This is a genomic window from Segeticoccus sp., assembly GCF_035708005.1.
Genome location: NZ_DASSTI010000153.1, coordinates 1 through 15,171 on the forward strand (window position 1 = coordinate 1; position 15,171 = coordinate 15,171).

At 68.8% G+C, this 15,171-nt stretch carries 21 protein-coding genes and 1 pseudogene; 12 read left to right on the forward strand and 10 right to left on the reverse strand.

Annotation, left to right across the window (positions count from 1 at the left end; translation table 11 throughout):
- On the forward strand, positions 1 to 529 hold a 529-nt coding region (locus VFL99_RS15005), incomplete at its 5' end, for an aminotransferase class III-fold pyridoxal phosphate-dependent enzyme (RefSeq protein WP_325107161.1).
- A 33-nt stretch (positions 530 to 562) separates the two neighbouring features.
- On the opposite strand, the gene VFL99_RS15010 is transcribed toward VFL99_RS15005, so the two are convergent.
- Positions 563 to 880, reverse strand: coding sequence for a hypothetical protein (locus VFL99_RS15010; RefSeq protein WP_325107162.1), 318 nt, complete (start codon positions 878 to 880; stop codon positions 563 to 565).
- Between the two features lie 101 nt (positions 881 to 981).
- The gene (locus VFL99_RS15015) at positions 982 to 2,082 is read right to left on the reverse strand and encodes a site-specific integrase (RefSeq protein WP_325107163.1); all 1,101 of its coding nucleotides are present in this window, start codon (positions 2,080 to 2,082) and stop codon (positions 982 to 984) included.
- A 234-nt stretch (positions 2,083 to 2,316) separates the two neighbouring features.
- On the opposite strand from VFL99_RS15015, the pseudogene VFL99_RS15020 reads away from it, so the two are divergent.
- The 4 genes and pseudogenes from VFL99_RS15020 to VFL99_RS15035 all read left to right on the forward strand — a co-directional run.
- Positions 2,317 to 2,670 (forward strand): annotated as a pseudogene (locus VFL99_RS15020) (baeRF3 domain-containing protein); the annotation flags it as partial.
- A 241-nt stretch (positions 2,671 to 2,911) separates the two neighbouring features.
- Positions 2,912 to 3,130, forward strand: a complete 219-nt coding sequence (locus VFL99_RS15025; RefSeq protein ID WP_325107164.1) for a zf-HC2 domain-containing protein — start codon at positions 2,912 to 2,914, stop codon at positions 3,128 to 3,130.
- 126 nt (positions 3,131 to 3,256) lie between these two features.
- Positions 3,257 to 3,403 (forward strand): hypothetical protein, encoded by a 147-nt coding sequence (locus VFL99_RS15030; RefSeq protein WP_325107165.1) that lies wholly within the window; start codon positions 3,257 to 3,259, stop codon positions 3,401 to 3,403.
- Positions 3,404 to 3,591: 188 nt separating this feature from the next.
- A complete protein-coding gene (locus VFL99_RS15035; RefSeq protein WP_325107166.1) occupies positions 3,592 to 4,320 on the forward strand; it encodes a DUF1990 family protein in 729 nt (242 codons plus the stop codon).
- Positions 4,321 to 4,333: 13 nt separating this feature from the next.
- Here the strand turns inward: VFL99_RS15035 and VFL99_RS15040 are convergent, their stop codons facing one another.
- Complete coding sequence (locus tag VFL99_RS15040) at positions 4,334 to 5,446, reverse strand: DUF1990 family protein (protein WP_325107167.1); 1,113 nt, start codon at positions 5,444 to 5,446, stop codon at positions 4,334 to 4,336.
- A gap of 97 nt (positions 5,447 to 5,543) precedes the next feature.
- Between VFL99_RS15040 and VFL99_RS15045 the strand changes: the two genes are divergently transcribed.
- From VFL99_RS15045 to VFL99_RS15060, 4 genes are all read left to right on the forward strand, one after another.
- Positions 5,544 to 5,789 (forward strand): hypothetical protein, encoded by a 246-nt coding sequence (locus tag VFL99_RS15045; RefSeq protein WP_325107168.1) that lies wholly within the window; start codon positions 5,544 to 5,546, stop codon positions 5,787 to 5,789.
- A gap of 289 nt (positions 5,790 to 6,078) precedes the next feature.
- Positions 6,079 to 7,092: an iron-containing redox enzyme family protein gene (locus tag VFL99_RS15050; RefSeq protein ID WP_325107169.1), complete on the forward strand. Its 1,014-nt coding sequence runs from the start codon at positions 6,079 to 6,081 to the stop codon at positions 7,090 to 7,092.
- Complete coding sequence (locus VFL99_RS15055) at positions 7,089 to 7,301, forward strand: CDGSH iron-sulfur domain-containing protein (protein ID WP_325107170.1); 213 nt, start codon at positions 7,089 to 7,091, stop codon at positions 7,299 to 7,301. The genes VFL99_RS15050 and VFL99_RS15055 overlap by 4 nt, the downstream gene beginning before the upstream one ends.
- Positions 7,298 to 7,942, forward strand: a complete 645-nt coding sequence (locus tag VFL99_RS15060) for a class I SAM-dependent methyltransferase (RefSeq protein ID WP_325107171.1) — start codon at positions 7,298 to 7,300, stop codon at positions 7,940 to 7,942. Before VFL99_RS15055 ends, VFL99_RS15060 begins: the two co-directional genes overlap by 4 nt.
- Here VFL99_RS15060 and VFL99_RS15065 read toward each other — a convergent pair.
- The 5 genes from VFL99_RS15065 to VFL99_RS15085 all read right to left on the reverse strand — a co-directional run bounded on the left by VFL99_RS15065 (position 7,923) and on the right by VFL99_RS15085 (position 11,930).
- Positions 7,923 to 8,813 carry an amino acid ABC transporter permease gene (locus tag VFL99_RS15065; protein WP_325107172.1) on the reverse strand — a complete coding sequence of 297 codons (891 nt, stop codon included), beginning with the start codon at positions 8,811 to 8,813 and terminating at the stop codon, positions 7,923 to 7,925. The two genes, VFL99_RS15060 and VFL99_RS15065, sit on opposite strands and share 20 nt — an antisense overlap.
- On the reverse strand, positions 8,810 to 9,490 hold the full coding sequence (locus VFL99_RS15070) for an amino acid ABC transporter permease (protein WP_325107173.1): 681 nt from the start codon (positions 9,488 to 9,490) through the stop codon (positions 8,810 to 8,812). The genes VFL99_RS15065 and VFL99_RS15070 overlap by 4 nt, the downstream gene beginning before the upstream one ends.
- Before the next feature lie 137 nt (positions 9,491 to 9,627).
- The gene (locus tag VFL99_RS15075) at positions 9,628 to 10,455 is read right to left on the reverse strand and encodes a glutamate ABC transporter substrate-binding protein (protein ID WP_325107174.1); all 828 of its coding nucleotides are present in this window, start codon (positions 10,453 to 10,455) and stop codon (positions 9,628 to 9,630) included.
- A 58-nt stretch (positions 10,456 to 10,513) separates the two neighbouring features.
- On the reverse strand, positions 10,514 to 11,272 hold the full coding sequence (locus VFL99_RS15080) for an amino acid ABC transporter ATP-binding protein (protein WP_325107175.1): 759 nt from the start codon (positions 11,270 to 11,272) through the stop codon (positions 10,514 to 10,516).
- 91 nt (positions 11,273 to 11,363) lie between these two features.
- Positions 11,364 to 11,930 carry a sugar O-acetyltransferase gene (locus VFL99_RS15085; RefSeq protein WP_325107176.1) on the reverse strand — a complete coding sequence of 189 codons (567 nt, stop codon included), beginning with the start codon at positions 11,928 to 11,930 and terminating at the stop codon, positions 11,364 to 11,366.
- Positions 11,931 to 12,141: 211 nt separating this feature from the next.
- Here VFL99_RS15085 and VFL99_RS15090 point away from each other — a divergent pair, with 211 nt between their 5' ends.
- Genes VFL99_RS15090 through VFL99_RS15100 form a run of 3 tightly spaced genes read left to right on the forward strand, consistent with a single transcriptional unit; the run spans position 12,142 to position 14,349 of the window.
- Positions 12,142 to 13,080, forward strand: a complete 939-nt coding sequence (locus VFL99_RS15090) for a thiamine pyrophosphate-dependent dehydrogenase E1 component subunit alpha (RefSeq protein ID WP_325107177.1) — start codon at positions 12,142 to 12,144, stop codon at positions 13,078 to 13,080.
- Positions 13,081 to 13,093: 13 nt separating this feature from the next.
- Entirely contained in the window at positions 13,094 to 14,119 is a 1,026-nt protein-coding gene (locus tag VFL99_RS15095; protein WP_325107178.1) for an alpha-ketoacid dehydrogenase subunit beta, read from the forward strand.
- Positions 14,116 to 14,349 carry a lipoyl domain-containing protein gene (locus tag VFL99_RS15100; protein ID WP_325107179.1) on the forward strand — a complete coding sequence of 78 codons (234 nt, stop codon included), beginning with the start codon at positions 14,116 to 14,118 and terminating at the stop codon, positions 14,347 to 14,349. Before VFL99_RS15095 ends, VFL99_RS15100 begins: the two co-directional genes overlap by 4 nt.
- Positions 14,350 to 14,384: 35 nt before the next feature.
- On the opposite strand, the gene VFL99_RS18370 is transcribed toward VFL99_RS15100, so the two are convergent.
- Positions 14,385 to 14,708, reverse strand: a complete 324-nt coding sequence (locus VFL99_RS18370) for an excalibur calcium-binding domain-containing protein (RefSeq protein WP_414713776.1) — start codon at positions 14,706 to 14,708, stop codon at positions 14,385 to 14,387.
- A 139-nt stretch (positions 14,709 to 14,847) separates the two neighbouring features.
- A partial coding sequence (locus tag VFL99_RS15105) for a hypothetical protein (protein ID WP_325107180.1) occupies positions 14,848 to 15,171 on the reverse strand: 324 nt, incomplete at its 5' end.

Sequence of the window (15,171 nt, forward strand, 5' to 3'; positions counted from 1 at the left end):
GATGAATGGTGTCGTGCCGGACATCGTGACGATGGGCAAGCCGCTGGGCAACGGTCACCCCGTGGCAGCCGTAGGGACCACACGTGAGGTAGCGGACGCCTTCGACGACGGGGTGAAGTACTTCAACACTTTCGGCGGCAATCCGGTCTCGTGCGCCATCGGAACCGCCGTGCTCGACATCGTGCGCGACGACGGGCTGCAGGAGCATGCGCGAGTTGTGGGCGACTACTTCCTGGACCGTTTGCGAGACCTGCAAGACATTCATCCGCTGATAGGTGACGTCCGAGGGCATGGTCTCTACCTCGGTGTCGAGCTGGTCCGTGACCGAGGAACCAAGGACCCCGCCCCCCGGGAGGCGTTGCTGCTCTCGGAGCGCATGAAGGACCGGGGGGTCATCGTCTATCCGGCGGGGGCACATCAGAATGTACTCAAGCTCAAGCCACCGATGATTTTCGACACCTCGCACGTCGACAATTTCGTCGAGACGATGCATGAGATCCTCTGCGGGGACGAGATGCAGCGCGGGTAGCCATGGCGTCGGCTCACTCAGCCCAGCGTCGCGTCAGCCGGCCTCGCCAGCCTCAGACTCCACCTCCGAAAGCAACTCCGACCCAATAACAACGGTGTGTGCGAAATGGCGGTGCATCCAGTCGAGGTGGTCGTGACGGCTGCGCATGATCCGCAGCGTGTCCCAGTTCGGGAACGCCTGTTGCAGCACGTGGCGCTGCATGAGTCGGGGGTCGACCTCGAAGACGTCCTCGAACGTTGCTTGAGCCACCTCGTTGGCCCGGGCGGCCGGTGGCGGAGCCATCTGCTCGTCGTAGCGGTAGGGGGCGGCTGCGCGCAGGCCCTCGGGTTGCGTTCCCTGGTGGTCGGTCACGAGAGCGCTCCTTCCGGGTCGGGCGCGTCGATCCCTCTACTCGTAGTTGATCGCTCCCCGGAATCCCAATGACATTCTGAGGCGTGGCCGTGCCCGGTGAACTACGCCAACGACTCGAGCGCGGTGGCTGCCGCGGGGGAAGCCACCTTGCGCCCCATGTAGACGTTCTGCGTCAGGGAGGGCTGCGCATGGCCGAGCTGGTCGGCGATCGCCCGCGCGGAGAGGCCGGCCTCGTCGAGGAGGGTGGCAGTCGTCTTCCGGAAGACGTGACTGGTGACCCACGGGAACCCGGACCACGCGAGGCTCTCCCGCAGGTGCCCTTGGGTGTTGGACGGGTCCCGCAGGCCCCCCTTGGGTGCGGGGAACACCGGTGCGTCGGCAGACGCGCCGCCGCACGCACCCTGGCGGTGACGGAGCAGTTCGACGCACCACCGGGGCAGGGCCAGCACCCGTCGTCCGGCCGCCGTCTTGGTCGCCTTCACGACGAGTCCACGGCCCTTGACCCGGATGACCGTGCCGCGGACCTCGACCTGTCCCGTGTCCAAGTCCACGGCGTCCCACGTCAGCGCGGAGGCCTCACCGATGCGCAGACCGGACGCCAGCATGAACGAGACCAGGTCCGGCAGGTCACGCTCGACGGCCTTGTCGTGGTAGGTGAGCATTGCCCGCAGCTGGCGTGCCTGTGTCGCGGTCAGCGCCTTCGGTGGCTGCTTCGGTAGTCGACTGATGCGGGTGGCGTCGCGCACCGGGTTGCGGTCCAGGGCGTCGTGCCGCGCGGCGAGGCCGCACATGCCGGACAGGACCGACCGCGTCAGCTTCGACATGGCCGGTCCGCTGGTGGCCGCCACGGTCCTCAGGTGCCGGTCGACGGCGCCCACGCTGAGCTCGCGGATCCGCAGCTGGCCGAGTGCCGGAACGACCTGGTGGTCGATGCGGTGGCGATAGAGCTGCAGGGTGGTCGGGGAGTGGTCGTGCAGCGAGGCGAACCAGGCCTCGGCCAGCACGCTCACGCGCGTGTCCGGGGTGATCAGCTCACCGGCGTCGCGATGGGTGCGGTCCCGGAATGCCTCCTTGAGTCGTCGCTCCGCGGCACCCTTGGTCTGTGCCGTTCGCTCCAGCGTGCGGGTCCTGCCGTCGAGGTCACGCACGAGTGCTCGTGCCCGGAAGCCTCCCGGTGTGGCATAGACCCGAACCACGCCCATGGTGCCCACCGGAAGCGGCGGTCGACCTGCTCCCACTTTATCCCCAGTTTATTGCGGTCAATCACGGTCACGGACGGTTCCTCGAACCGCCTCTATGTCGTGAATCATCGCACGTAGAGGGGCGTGTCGGCCATTGGCGACGATATGGGGTAAGGGCGACCACATTAACCGAAGGGTTGTTGGTTCGAGTCCAACCGGGGGAGCAAAGCCGCAGGTCCTGACGCCCAGCATCTTCCTCTGGTGCCGATGGGGCTGGATCAGCCGGTGGCGGCCTACCGCGACCTCACCGGATACGCCCACGTGGTGGACGAGACGGTCCGCGGCAACCCCGATCCGCTCTCTGCCGAGGAACTTCACGCGGCCGCCTGGCCGGTCGTCGCCCAACAGCTGGCGACCGAGAAGCAGAAGCTGGTGGACCGGTTCGAGGAACGGCACGGCACCGGACGGGCATCGACCGATCCGGCCAAACTGGCGGACGCCGCAACCCACGGGCCCATCGACACGCTGACCCGCAGCGGAGGGGTCTACACGTTCTCGCAGACGCCGGTCCCGGGCGGTGGGGACATGGCAGCGGCATTCCGCTACTGAGAGCCGGGTCCAGTGGCCGCAGTCCCTGGCCTTGTGGGCGGTTCCCGAGGTGACCCGACACCGGGCACAAAGTCGGCACGCGGCCGACTTCGTTCGCCGTGGTCATCGGCTACCGACCGATCGCCGTAGCCCGATCGGCTGGGTCATCGGCCGCAGTGAGCCACCGACCGACTCGGGCTGCCAGGGGACAACTACGACGACGCCCTCAGCAACCACCGCCGCAGAGCTGTCCCACCTGGCCGTGGGCGTCGGCGTCACGATCCCCTCCCGCGCCCACGCTGTCGACGCCCTCGATGACGTGGAGCGGGCCCGGTTCGAGCGGCACGTCACCCGCTGCGCTGACTGTCGCGCCGAGGTCACCAGCCTGTGCAGGGGCGTGCCGGTCGTCGTAGACCGCCTCGTCGAGGCCGCCGCCTCCGTGGACCTGATCCTGTTCCTCGGCTGGCTCCCACAATCATGACGAACGGCGTCAACGGACGACCAGCACCGATCTTCCACCCGGAAGGGCTTCCTGGACAGCGGCGCCTTCACACATGTGAGATAGTCACTCTCCCATCATGTCCCACGCATGACCCAAGGAGACCCAATGATCGCCCTCGGTATCGTCCTGATCGTGATCGGCCTTCTGCTGGCCAGCGCCAAGTTCCTGCTCTGGATCGGCATCGTCCTGCTGATCGTGGGACTGCTCCTGAACTTCATCCCGATCGGCGGCTCCCGCCGACGCGTCTGGTAGCCGCTCTCCGGAAGGGCAGATCAGGGTGTAGGGCGGCAGGCCCGTCCGTCCGGCAGGGTGGTCGCGGCGCTGCGCCCACGAGCAGCACGTCACCATCGGATGACGGCCCGGTTCCGCGGCCCCCTACGGTCACCGGGCGCGCCGATGATGCCAGCCGTTGACCACGAACACGCCGTAAGGTGCCACGGGTGAGGGCGAGTTACGGGAACTGGTTCGGATCCGTGGACCACCGGGCCGCGCTGTACGACCTGTCCGACCGGGAGGTCAACTACCGGCCGGAGGAGGTCGACGAGGTTAGCTGGCACCGCGACGAGCACCGCACCCGGCTGCCGGACGAGCCGCCGGGAGATCCCCGTCCGGGCGGATCGTGGGAGCTGACGCGCCGACTCATCGAGATGTACGAGCCCCCGATGCCCTCGATCATCCGCGGGCTGTACCGCGCCGACGTCCCGCTGCTCGGGCGGGACATGCTCTTAGAGGGGCGGTTCTACGGGCTGCATTTCTCCATGGGGGTTCGCGTCACGGAGGTCGTCGACGAGGTGCGCGACGACGGCACTCGCGTGTGGGGGTGGAGCTACCAGACGCTGCAGGGCCACCTGGAGCGCGGCTGCATGGCCTACGAGGTCGTCAAGCACCTGGACAGCGGAGGCGTGGAATTCCTGACGCACGGGGTGTCGCAGCGGGCGCCGACGACTGGTCCGGTCATCAGCCTGGGTTGGCACCTGTTCGGGCGGCGGACGCAGCTGCGCTTCTATCGCGGCTGCGGCGCGCGGGTGCAGCGCATCATGGAGGGCGTCCTGGCCGGACGACTCGAACTGCCCACGCCGGTAGTCGTGGACGGCCTGGTGCATGCGCCCTCCGACGCGCGCACGCGAAGCCGGGACCGACTGGCCGTGCGCAGCGAGCATCCCGGCTGAATCGGGCGGCACCTCAGCAACCCAGAGCCAGCGCCAAGGCGTCCGGGTCCTCCACCGTGACCGTCGCGCCCGGGTGGCGCAGCCACCCGGTGGGCTCCATCGCGGGGACGGGCTCATGGAACTGCAGGCACAGCGCGCGGTCGCCGTTGGTCGCGAAGGTGATTCCCCGGTCGGTCAAGGAGACGTGCGCCGGGCCGGCCGTCTTCGGCCACGAGAAGCCACCAACCCGTTGGACCGCAGCGATGTTCGCCCGCGGCGTACACAACCGCCACGGCCCGAACCGCACACGCAGCTCCTGCGGTGTCACGCTGACCGCCGCCGTGCGTGGGGTCACGCCGAACGCCGCCGCGGCCATACGGTAGGAGCGCGCGAACCGGAACTCGAAGACCTGCACGGGAACCAGCGGACCCTCGGTGAGCCGGTCCCGCCCATCTTCGAGCGACCCGAACGGCAGCGCCAACTCCGGTACGGCCCGTGTGCACACGGTGACCCCGTCGCGGGGACGCCCGCCAGCACGATGGGCTGCGGCCAGGCAGAAGCGGACCCACATGTTGAACTGGACCTCCTTGGCCAAGCGCAGGTGCGCGTACAGCAGTTGCACCGACACGTTGGCGCTGCGGGCCCAGGTCTCCACCTCGAAGGTCAGGCAGCCCGGGTCCTGGCGCGCGCTGAACTGGACCTGCCCTGCCTCCAGGTGTCCTTGCAGGGTCGCCAGACGCAGCAGGCGCGGACGGACCTGCAGCACCCGCACCGGACCATTCCACGGACCCGGCATCTGCACGACGAGCTCCTGACCGACCGCCAGATGTCCCTCCCCCTGGCGGGCGATGCCGACGACCTCCTTGGGGACGAATCGGTGGAACTCGCTCACCACCAGCGAGACCAGCTCCTCGGCCGAGCGATGCGCCCCGAAGATGTGGACGGTGAACCGGCGGTGGAACAGCGGACCCACCCCGCCACCGGCCAGTTGTACCTGCTCGTCGAGCAGCTCGGGCGGGATCTCCGGTGGCAGGTCCTCCTCGCTGTCCCCGCGTGTCTCCTGCCGGTGCAGGGGCGTGGTCATCCACAGGTAGCGCCAGCTGACCAGCCCGGTACCGACCAGCCAGCGTCCCAACGTCGAGAGCATCGATCCTCCTGCGGCGTTCCGGACGGCGGGACGCCCGAATCGCGGTTAGCGTGGCTGCTCGTTACCCCCACCGCCGGAGATGACACAGGAGCCACCCATGCTCGAACACGCGCTGCACCGGGCCGGGGTGCGAAGCACCCACGTGCACCTGGTCTCCATGGGCGCCGTCGGCTTGTGCATCGGCCTGTGGATCCGAGCCAAGACCGTGGACCAGCAGGAGCGCGGCAATGCCGAGCGCCGGGCCCTTTTCGTCGGCCTCTGGCCCCCGACGCTGTGGCTGATCGGTGACAGCCTGCGCCGCGAAGAGCTCCGCCTCGGCCGGCGCCTTACTTCGGGCGATTAGCACGCGGAGCTGTCGGGGCGCGTGGGCCGCGCTGACGGCCATCCTCCCTGTGGTGGCTGTGACGGCCAGCGAACCAAGCGGCGCTGTGCGGATTCGCGGGCCCTAGGGGCACGAGCCGCCCGAGCCGTACCGCGACACCGCGAGGCTTGACGAGTCGGGCGTGTTTCAACCTCGTGCCCGGGGGTATCTGAGCGCACTCAGGGCTGACCGGTCCTGAGTGGTCGAATGGTGCCCGATGGCCGATCTGGCCGTGGCCGCCATACGGAGTCCGGAGGCAAGGGAGACCACGATGCTGGTGCCGCACCCGCGAGGACCGCTCACCGAGGGCGTCGTGCGGGCCCTGCGTGGGGACGGCGACCTCCCGCAGGCAGCCGCCGCCTCGACCGAGCGCCCGGGTGTGCTGGAAGACGAGGACCTGCAACTGGCGCTGTGGATGCTGTTCGAGCTCCACTACCGAGGCTTCGACGATGTGCCGGCGGAGTCGGAGTGGGACGTCGCGCTGCTCGGCTTCCGCGCAGCGCTGGAGGACCGGCTCGAGGCGGAGCTGCGGGCCCTGACGAAATCCACCGTGGCGAAGGCGCTCCGTGCGGTCGAGTCGACCGAGGACTTCGCGGAGCAACTGTTCGTGCTGATCGAGGGTGCGGACGGGCCGTCCGTCGCCGGCTACCTGCAGCGGGAGGCGACGAAGGAGCAGGTGGTGGAGTTCCTGCGGCAGCGCAGCATTTACCACCTGAAGGAGGCCGACCCCTACTCGCTGGTCTTCGCCCGGCTCGACGGCGCACCGAAGACGGCGCTCGCGGAGCTCCAGTACGACGAGTACGGCGCCGGCCGGCCGGAGCGACTGCACCAGACCATGTTCGGCGACGCGCTGGAGGGCTGCGGGCTCGACCGCAGGTACGGCGCCTACGTCGACGAGGCGTCCGCCGTGACGCTGGCGACGAGCAACGTCGCGTCCCTCTTCTCGCTGCAACGACGGCTGCGCGGCGCAGCGATGGGGCACCTCGCCGCGTTCGAGGCCACGAGCTCGGCCCCGTGCCGGAAGATCGCCCGGGCCATCGAGCGGGTCGGGCTTCCCGAGGTCGTCCGGACCTACTTCGACGAGCACGTCGAGGCCGACGCGGTGCACGAGCAGGTCGCCGTCCGACACATCTGCGGCGCGCTCGTGGCCCAAGATCCTGCGCTCGCCGAGGACGTGCTCTTCGGCGCAGCCGCCTGCCTGGCCGTCGACGCGCTGGCTGGGCAACGCCTGCTCGACTCCTGGGGCGCCGACCCCGGTCCGACCCTCACTGCGGAAGCGTCATGAGCACCACCCGGGACCGGCACGTGCCCGGGGTGACCGTCGAGCGGTGCCCCGGTGGCCCACTGCTGGTCCGCGGCGCCGAGACCGTCCGTGACGCCGACGGGACCGAGCACGAGGTGACCCGTCCGCTTGTCGCTGTCTGCGCCTGCGGCAAGTCGGGGCGGCCGCCGTGGTGCGACGGCACGCACAAGGCGCTCCGGGAGCGCGAGTGAGGACCCTCGAGCAGATGGACTTCGGTGGTCTGCAGATCGCCTTCGACGACCGAGTCCTTCGACCCCGACCGTGGACGGCGGCACAGGCACGGTGGGCCGCCGAGCTGCTGCGCGCCGCCCCACCGGGCGACGTGCTCGAACTGTGTGCCGGAGCCGGCCAGCTGGGCCTGCTCGCGGTGGCCGACAACGACCGCCGGCTCGTGGCCGTCGACCTCAACCCGGTGGCGGTCGACTTCACCCGCACCAACGCCGAGGCGGCCGGCCTGCTCGACCGGGTGCAGGTCCGGCAGGGCCCGCTCGACGAGGTCCTCGGGCCGGATGAGCAGTTCGCGGTGGTCATCGCCGACCCGCCGTGGGTGTGCCGCCGAGACGTCGGGCGCTATCCGCAGGACCCGGTCCTCGCCATCGACGGTGGCGACGACGGACTGGCGGTGGCGTGGCGGTGCCTGGACGTCATCGACCGCCACCTGGCGGACGGCGGCTCCGCGGTGCTGCAGCTCGGCACTCCTGAGCAGGTGGCACGGGTCCGTGCCTCCCTCAACTCAGCGGGACCACTCCGGGTGGTCGCCTCACGGCGGCATGCCGACCGCGGAGTCCTCGTCCGCATCGACCGCGGCCGCGTCAGCCGGTCTCCCGGTTGAAGCGCATGTCCGGTCCCGCCCCGGCCTCCTCGAGCATCTGCTCGGCATTGCCCGCCTGCCCGCGTCGCCGCAGCCGACGCTCCAGCGCATCGGCAGCCTTCGTGAGCGCGTAGTTCATCAGCACGAACATCGCTGCTGCCACGAGGAGCGCGGGAAGCGTGTTGGCGAAGGCGGATCCCAAGGTCTGCGACCAGTTGAGCAGCTCGGCGTAGGTGATGGCCGCGCCCAGCGCCGAGTCCTTCAGCACGATCACGAGCTGGCTCACGAGCACCGGCATCATGGCCGTGAACGCCTGGGGCAGCAGGATCATCCGGAGCACCTGGGGTCCGCGCAGCCCGATCGACAGGCCCGCCTCCCGTTGTCCCTGGGGGAGTGAGGCGACACCGGACCGGAGCACCTCGGCGATCACCGACCCGTTGTAGAAGGTCAGGCCGGTCACGGTCGCAGCGAGCGGTCGCAGGTCGGGCGGAAAGACGGCGTAGAGGTTGTACGCCTGGAAGGTGAAGTACATCATCAGCAGCACCGGCACCGCACGGAAGAACTCCACGAACACCGCGCAGGGCCACCGGATCCAGCCGCGGTCGGACATTCTCCCCAGTCCGAGCAGGATTCCCAGCACGAGGGCGCACGCGATCGCGATGACCGCCGCGAGGATCGTGTGCCACAGCCCGAGCAGCAGGTAGTTCACCCAGGCACTGCCGTGGACGAAGGGTGACCACTTGGCCGCGTCCAGCTGGCCCTTGCTGTCGAGCTTCCACGCGATCCAGGCCAAGAGCGCCGCCGCGGCGAGCACCGTGAGCAGGCCGTAGAGACGGTGCCGGTTGCGGGCCCCGGGTCCCGGGGCGTCGAAGAGGACGCTCTGGTTGCTCATCGCTTCACCGCCAGGCGGGCCGAGAGGTTGCTGATGAGCAGGCCCACCGGCAGCGTGAGGATGACGAACCCGATGGCGAACAACAGGAACATCGTGAACAGGACGTCCGGGCGCTTCTCGATCATGTCGGCCATCAGGTAGGACGCCTCGGCGACACCGATCACCGACGCCACGGTGGTGTTCTTCACCAGGGCGATGAGGGTGTTGCCGAGCGGCGTGATCGCTCCTCGGAACGCTTGTGGCAGAACGACGTAGCGGATGTTCTGGGTGAACGTCAGCCCGATCGAGCGGGCCGCCTCGGCCTGCCCCGCGGGCACGGTGTTCACGCCACCGCGGATCGACTCGCACACGAAGGAAGCGTGGTAGAAGCTCAGCGCGATGATGGCGAGCCGGAAGTTGTTGATGTCGAAGAAGTGCCCCGACTTGCTGTTGGCCAGTTCGACGCCCAGCGTCTGCCAGAGCCCGAGGCTGACGAACACCATGATGAGCGTCAGGGGCGTGTTGCGGAACACATTGACGTAGCTCGTGCCGATCCCGCGCAGGATCGCGACAGGGGACAGGCGCATGACGGCGACGACGGTGCCGATGACCAGCGCGAAGATCGCCGACCAGAAGGTCAGCTGGACCGTCACCCAGAAGGCGCCCAAGATGTTGAATTCCGCGAAGAGCTCAGCCATCGCCCCTCCTTCCTGGAGTGGTTGTGCCCGACGAAGTCAGCACCTCGCGGGAGGGTTGCCGGTGGAGCAGGGCCGGGTGAGCGGTCGGCATACCGTCGCTGCGGTATGCCGACCGCTCACCTTCCCAGCAGCAGGCGTCAGCAGTTGCCGCCGGGCTTGGGCGGGTTCTTCGACTCGTCCACCTTGAAGTTCGCCGGACCGAAGTTCTTCTTGACGAACTTGTCCCAGCTGCCGTCGTCGACCATCGACTTCAGGGCGTCATTGATCTTGGTGCACTTGTCCTTGTCGCCCTTCTTGATGCCGATGCCGTAGACCTCCTCGCTGAAGGTGTTGCCGGCGACCTTGAGCTTGCCCTTGTACTGCGGCTGGGCGGCATAGCCGGCGAGGATGGTGTTGTCAGTGGTCAGGGCATCGACGGCGCCGTTGGCCAGGGCCTCGGCGCACTTGGAGTAGGTGTCGTACTCCTGCAGCTGCACCTTCGGGTACTGGTCGTGGATGTGCGAGGCGGACGTGGAGCCCTTGACCGAGCACAGCTTCTTGCCCTCGAGGTCCTTGGGTCCCTTGATCGCGTTGTCGTCGCTGCGCACGAGCAGGTCCTGCCCCGCGATGAAGTAGGGGCCCGCGAAGTCGACCTTCTGCTTGCGCTCGTCGGTGATGGAGTACGTCGCGACGATCATGTCGACCTGGCCGGACTGCAGCAGGGTCTCGCGCTGGGGCGAGGGCGCCTGCTTCCACTCGATCTGGTCCTCCTTGTAGCCGAGCTTGTCGGCGACGTACTTGGCGACGTCCACGTCGAACCCGGTGTACGTGCTGCCCTCCTTCAGGCCGAGGCCGGGCTGGTCGTACTTGATGCCGACGGTGAGGGAGTCGCCTCCTCCGGAGCTGCTGCCACCGCCACAGGCTGCCAGGCCAGCGGTGGTGAGGGCAGCGGCCGCGATGAGGACGCTGGTACGGCGGAACTTCATGAATCTCCTCCAGGGTGATGTGCGTCGGGTGACGCGGGAAACCGGTGCTTCCGGCGATTCAGTGGGTGAGGATCTTGCCGAGGAAGTCCTTCGCGCGGTCCGTGCGCGGGTTGCTGAAGAACTCCTCCGGGGTGTTCTGCTCCAGGATCTGGCCGTCGGCCATGAAGATGACCCGGTCGGCGGCCCTGCGGGCGAACCCCATCTCGTGGGTGACCACGACCATCGTCATGCCGGACTTCGCGAGGCTCGTCATGACGTCGAGCACCTCGTTGATCATCTCCGGGTCCAACGCCGAGGTCGGCTCGTCGAAGAGCATGACCTTCGGCTGCATGGCCAGCGACCGGGCGATCGCCACGCGCTGCTGCTGCCCGCCGGACAGCTGCGCGGGGTACTTGTCGGCCTGGGCCTCGACCCCCACGCGCTTGAGCAGCTGCATCGCCTGCTGGTCCGCGTCGGTCTTGCCCACGCCCCGGACCTTGACCGGACCCAGCGTGACGTTCTGGCGGATGGTCTTGTGGGCGAACAGGTTGAACGACTGGAACACCATGCCGACGTCGGCTCGCAGCCGCGCAAGGTCCTTGCCCTCCGACGGCAGTGGCTTGCCGTCGATCGTGATGGACCCGGACTCGAAGGTCTCGAGCCGGTTGATGGTGCGACAGAGGGTGGACTTGCCGGACCCGGACGGCCCGATGACGACGACGACCTCACCCTCATGGATGGTGAGGTTGATGTCCTTCAGCACGTGCAGGGCCCCGAAGTGCTTGTTCACGTGGTCCAGGACCACGAGCGGCCTGGCGCTGGTCTGAGCGTCGGTCATTGGCGCACTCTAACCAACGCTTTACCCGCGGCACACGAACTGTTGACGTAGTGTCGCCGAACGTTGGCCAAAAAGTTGCGGACCGGTCCGGTCAGAGCGTCCGGACCACGCGGGCCGGCGTGCCGACGGCGACGACACCCGCCGGCAGGTCAGAGGTGACGACCGCACCGGCGCCGACCGCCGTGTTGTCACCGATCGTCACACCCGGGCAGACGATCACACCTCCGGCCAGCCACACGTTGTGGCCGATGGTGATCGGCTCGGCCGCCTCCCACTTGTCCCGGCGCGGCCCCGGATCGAGGGGGTGGGTCGGTGTCAGCAGCTGCACGTTCGGACCGATCTGCACGTCGTCGCCGATGGTCACCGGTGCGACGTCGAGGCAGACGAGCCCGTAGTTCGCGAACGTCCGGGCACCGACGCGGGTCTGGTAGCCGTAGTCGCAGCGGAACGGCGGCAGGATCTCACTGCCCTCACCGAGGGCGCCGAGCAGCTCGGTCAGGACCGCACGCCGGCCGTCGCCGTCGTTGAGGTCCAGCCGGTCCAGCCGCTGCACCAGCGCGCGGGCTCGTGCCGCATCGTGCGCCAGCTCGGGGTCGTCCGCGATGTACGGGTCGCCGGCCAGCATGCGTTCGCGCATCGACCGCGGGTCCTCTGCCATGCCGGTCAACGTACCCGTCGGGTGACCGTGACTTCACCCTTGGCCTGCGGCCGGATCGGCGCTAGCGTCAGACGATCTCACAGACTGCTGGAGGTCCTTCATGACGACACAGGTCTCACCGTCCACCAGCCCGGGCCACGAGGCACCGGCACGGCCAGCCGCTTCGGCACCAGCGCTGGATCCCGACACCCAAAGGGGCCTGTACCGGACGATGCTGCTCTGTCGCACGTTCGAGGAAGCGATACTCAGGGAGTACCACGCCGACAAGGGCCCCGGCTTCGACATCGGCAAGGGACTCGTGCCGGGGGAGATGCACCTGTCCGCCGGCCAGGAGCCGGTGGCGGCCGGCGTCTGTGCCCACCTCACCGCGGACGACGCGGTCACGGCGACCCACCGACCCCACCACCTCGCGATTGCCCACGGGGTGGACCTGCGCGCCATGACTGCCGAGATCTTCGGGCGGGTGGACGGCCTCGGTCGTGGCCGGGGTGGGCACATGCACCTGTTCGACCCCGCGACGCACTTCTCCTGCTCCGGCATCGTCGCCGAGGGCTACCCGCCGGCGCTCGGGCAGGCCTTTGCCTTCCGCCGTCGCGGCACCGACCGCGTCGCGGTGGCGGTGACCGGCGAGGGCGCGGCCAATGCGGGTGCGTTCCACGAGTCCCTGAACCTTGCGGCCCGGTGGTCCCTGCCCGTGGTGTTCGTCGTCGAGGACAACGACTGGGGCATCTCGGTGCCGCGTGACGCCTCGACCGCTGTCGACTCCAACGCCGCCCGGGCGGCGGCCTACGGCATACCGGGGGAGCGGGTGGAGGACAACGACGTGGAGGCCGTCCACGAGGCGACCCGGCAGATGGTCGCCCGGGCCCGCGCGGGCGAGGGACCCTCCCTGCTCGAGGTGCACACGCTGCGCCTGTGGGGACACTTCGAGGGCGACGCCCAGGGCTACCGGCCGGACCGGGAGAAGGTCAGCGAGGACGATCCGATCCCGCGCTACGAGAAGCGCCTGCGACAGGCCGGCGTGCTCGATGACGAGCGGGTCCAGCAGCTCCGGGACGAGGCCACCTCGCGGGTCGAGGACGCCATCGCGTTCGCCAAGGCCAGCGCGGTGCCCGACCCAGCCACGGCCACCGACTACGTCTTCGCGTGAGGGAGGGCAAACCATGACGATCACCGAGGCGCCCCAGAGCACCCGCCGGCTGACCACGTCCAAGGCGATGGTCGAGGCGATCGACCAGGAGATGGCCCGGGACGAGTCCGTCTTCTACATGGGCGAGGACGTCGGGGCCTACGGCGGCATCTTCAGCTCGACCACGGGCCTGCTCGACAAGTACGGCCCGGGCAGGATCATCGACACGCCCATCTCCGAGTCCGCCTTCATCGGCCTCGGCATCGGAGCGGCGGTGGAGGGCATGCGTCCCATTGTCGAGCTGATGTTCGCCGACTTCATGGGCGTGTGCCTGGACCAGATCTACAACCACATGGCCAAGATCCACTTCGAGTCCGGCGGCAACGTCACGGTCCCGATGGTGCTGACCATGGCGGCCGGCGGTGGCTACTCCGACGGTGCGCAGCACTCCCAGTGCTTGTGGGGCACCTTCGCGCACCTGCCCGGCATGAAGGTCGTGGTGCCGAGCACGCCGGCCGACGCCAAGGGGCTGATGACCTCGGCGATCCGGGACGACAACCCGGTCGTCTACGTCTTCCACAAGGGCATCATGGGGCTGCCCTGGATGGCGAAGAACCGGCGCAGCACGGACGAGGTGCCCGAGGGTGAGCACATCGTGCCGATCGGCAAGGCGCGGGTCGCCCGGCCCGGCACGGACGTCACCGTCGTGACTCTGTCGCTGTCGGTGCACCACGCCCTCGACGTGGCCGACAAGCTCGCCGAGGACGGCATCGACGTGGAGGTGATCGATCTGCGCAGCCTGGTCCCCCTGGATCGGGAGACCGTGCTGGAGTCGGTCGGCAGGACCGGTCGGCTCGTCGTCGTCGACGAGGACTACCTGTCCTACGGCCTCTCGGGGGAGATCGTCGCCACCGTCGCCGAGACGGATCCGCGGATGCTACGCGCACCTGCCCAGCGGGTCGCCGTGCCCGACGTTCCCATTCCCTACGCGCACGGCCTCGAGTACGCCGTGCTCCCGCGGCAGGACCGGATCGAGCAGGCGATCAGGGCGGCGCTGTGACGGACGTGATCTTCCCACCACTGTCGAAGGAGACGCCCGATGCTGAGGGCGTGCTCGCCACGTGGTTCGTCGCCGACGGTGCCACCGTGTCCGCCGACCAGCTGCTCGCCGAGGTGCAGGTCGACAAGGTCTCCGCGGAGGTGCCGGCCCCGGCCGCCGGTGTCGTCCGGCTGCTCGTCAAGGAGGAGGAAGCCGTCCGGCAGGGGACGCCCATCGCGCGGATCGAGTAGCGACCTCCCTGGGATCGTCGGGCGGGCGCTGGTGGTCAGCTCTCGCAGGCGACGCCGTCGTGGTCGCGGTCCAGCCCCTGCGGGGTCGTCGCCGGTGACCGTGACCGGTCCCTGCACGTCGGAGCAGTGCACCTCGGGAGGGTATGGCGGCACGCACGGTGAGTAGCCCGGCGCGCAGGATCGTGCCGGGCCGGGGGTCCGTCCCCGGTACCAGCGGCGACCGTGCCGGCGAGCGGGGGCGGTTGCGTGGGTAAGGGACGAAGCGGCCGTCCGAAGCCCCCGCAAGCACGCAGGAGCGCTGGTGGGGCAGGTCGGGCTTGAACCGACGACCGACGGATTATGAGAACGTTCAGAGGCATATCTGACTGTCATTGACAGCCGTTGAGAAATGGCGAAACAGCCTGCTACACAATGCCATCCGGCCCTACCTACCGGTTGGCAACTGTTGGCTGTATCGGGCCATTTTCGAGCGTCTTGCGGACTCTGTGCGGACTGAGGTCAGGCTCCGACGCGCTTGAGGATGGCCTCGAAGTGGTGCAGCCGGCCACGGAGGGCGTGCGTCTCGACGTCGCCCTCGATCTGGTAGTCATCGCCCCGCCAGGTGACGGTGGAGTCATGCTGCATGACGTCCCGGCGCATGATGATGCGGTAGTGCGTGATGACAACGGAGCTGGTCGTCATCACCTGCTGGTCGATCGAGTTGATCGGGGAGACCTCACAGGGCACGGCCTCGCCGATCACGGCCCCGTCCGCGCGGGCAACGTCACACTTCTCGTGCAGGAGGATCACTGCGCTCGCCCCCGGTAGGCGTTGAGGACGAAG

Excerpts from the sequence above, each read along its gene's own strand:
- VFL99_RS15045 (WP_325107168.1), top strand. The coding sequence starts at position 5,544 with ATGCTCGAACACGCGCTGCACCGGGCCGGGGTGCGAAGCACCCACGTG.
- VFL99_RS15070 (WP_325107173.1), bottom strand. The coding sequence starts at position 9,490 with ATGGCTGAGCTCTTCGCGGAATTCAACATCTTGGGCGCCTTCTGGGTG.
- VFL99_RS15095 (WP_325107178.1), top strand. The coding sequence starts at position 13,094 with ATGACGATCACCGAGGCGCCCCAGAGCACCCGCCGGCTGACCACGTCC.
- VFL99_RS15015 (WP_325107163.1), bottom strand. The coding sequence starts at position 2,082 with ATGGGCGTGGTTCGGGTCTATGCCACACCGGGAGGCTTCCGGGCACGA.
- VFL99_RS15030 (WP_325107165.1), top strand. The coding sequence starts at position 3,257 with ATGATCGCCCTCGGTATCGTCCTGATCGTGATCGGCCTTCTGCTGGCC.
- VFL99_RS15050 (WP_325107169.1), top strand. The coding sequence starts at position 6,079 with ATGCTGGTGCCGCACCCGCGAGGACCGCTCACCGAGGGCGTCGTGCGG.
- VFL99_RS15080 (WP_325107175.1), bottom strand. The coding sequence starts at position 11,272 with ATGACCGACGCTCAGACCAGCGCCAGGCCGCTCGTGGTCCTGGACCAC.
- VFL99_RS18370 (WP_414713776.1), bottom strand. The coding sequence starts at position 14,708 with ATGCCTCTGAACGTTCTCATAATCCGTCGGTCGTCGGTTCAAGCCCGA.
- VFL99_RS15040 (WP_325107167.1), bottom strand. The coding sequence starts at position 5,446 with ATGCTCTCGACGTTGGGACGCTGGCTGGTCGGTACCGGGCTGGTCAGC.
- VFL99_RS15075 (WP_325107174.1), bottom strand. The coding sequence starts at position 10,455 with ATGAAGTTCCGCCGTACCAGCGTCCTCATCGCGGCCGCTGCCCTCACC.
- VFL99_RS15065 (WP_325107172.1), bottom strand. The coding sequence starts at position 8,813 with ATGAGCAACCAGAGCGTCCTCTTCGACGCCCCGGGACCCGGGGCCCGC.
- VFL99_RS15085 (WP_325107176.1), bottom strand. The coding sequence starts at position 11,930 with ATGGCAGAGGACCCGCGGTCGATGCGCGAACGCATGCTGGCCGGCGAC.
- VFL99_RS15090 (WP_325107177.1), top strand. The coding sequence starts at position 12,142 with ATGCTGCTCTGTCGCACGTTCGAGGAAGCGATACTCAGGGAGTACCAC.
- VFL99_RS15055 (WP_325107170.1), top strand. The coding sequence starts at position 7,089 with ATGAGCACCACCCGGGACCGGCACGTGCCCGGGGTGACCGTCGAGCGG.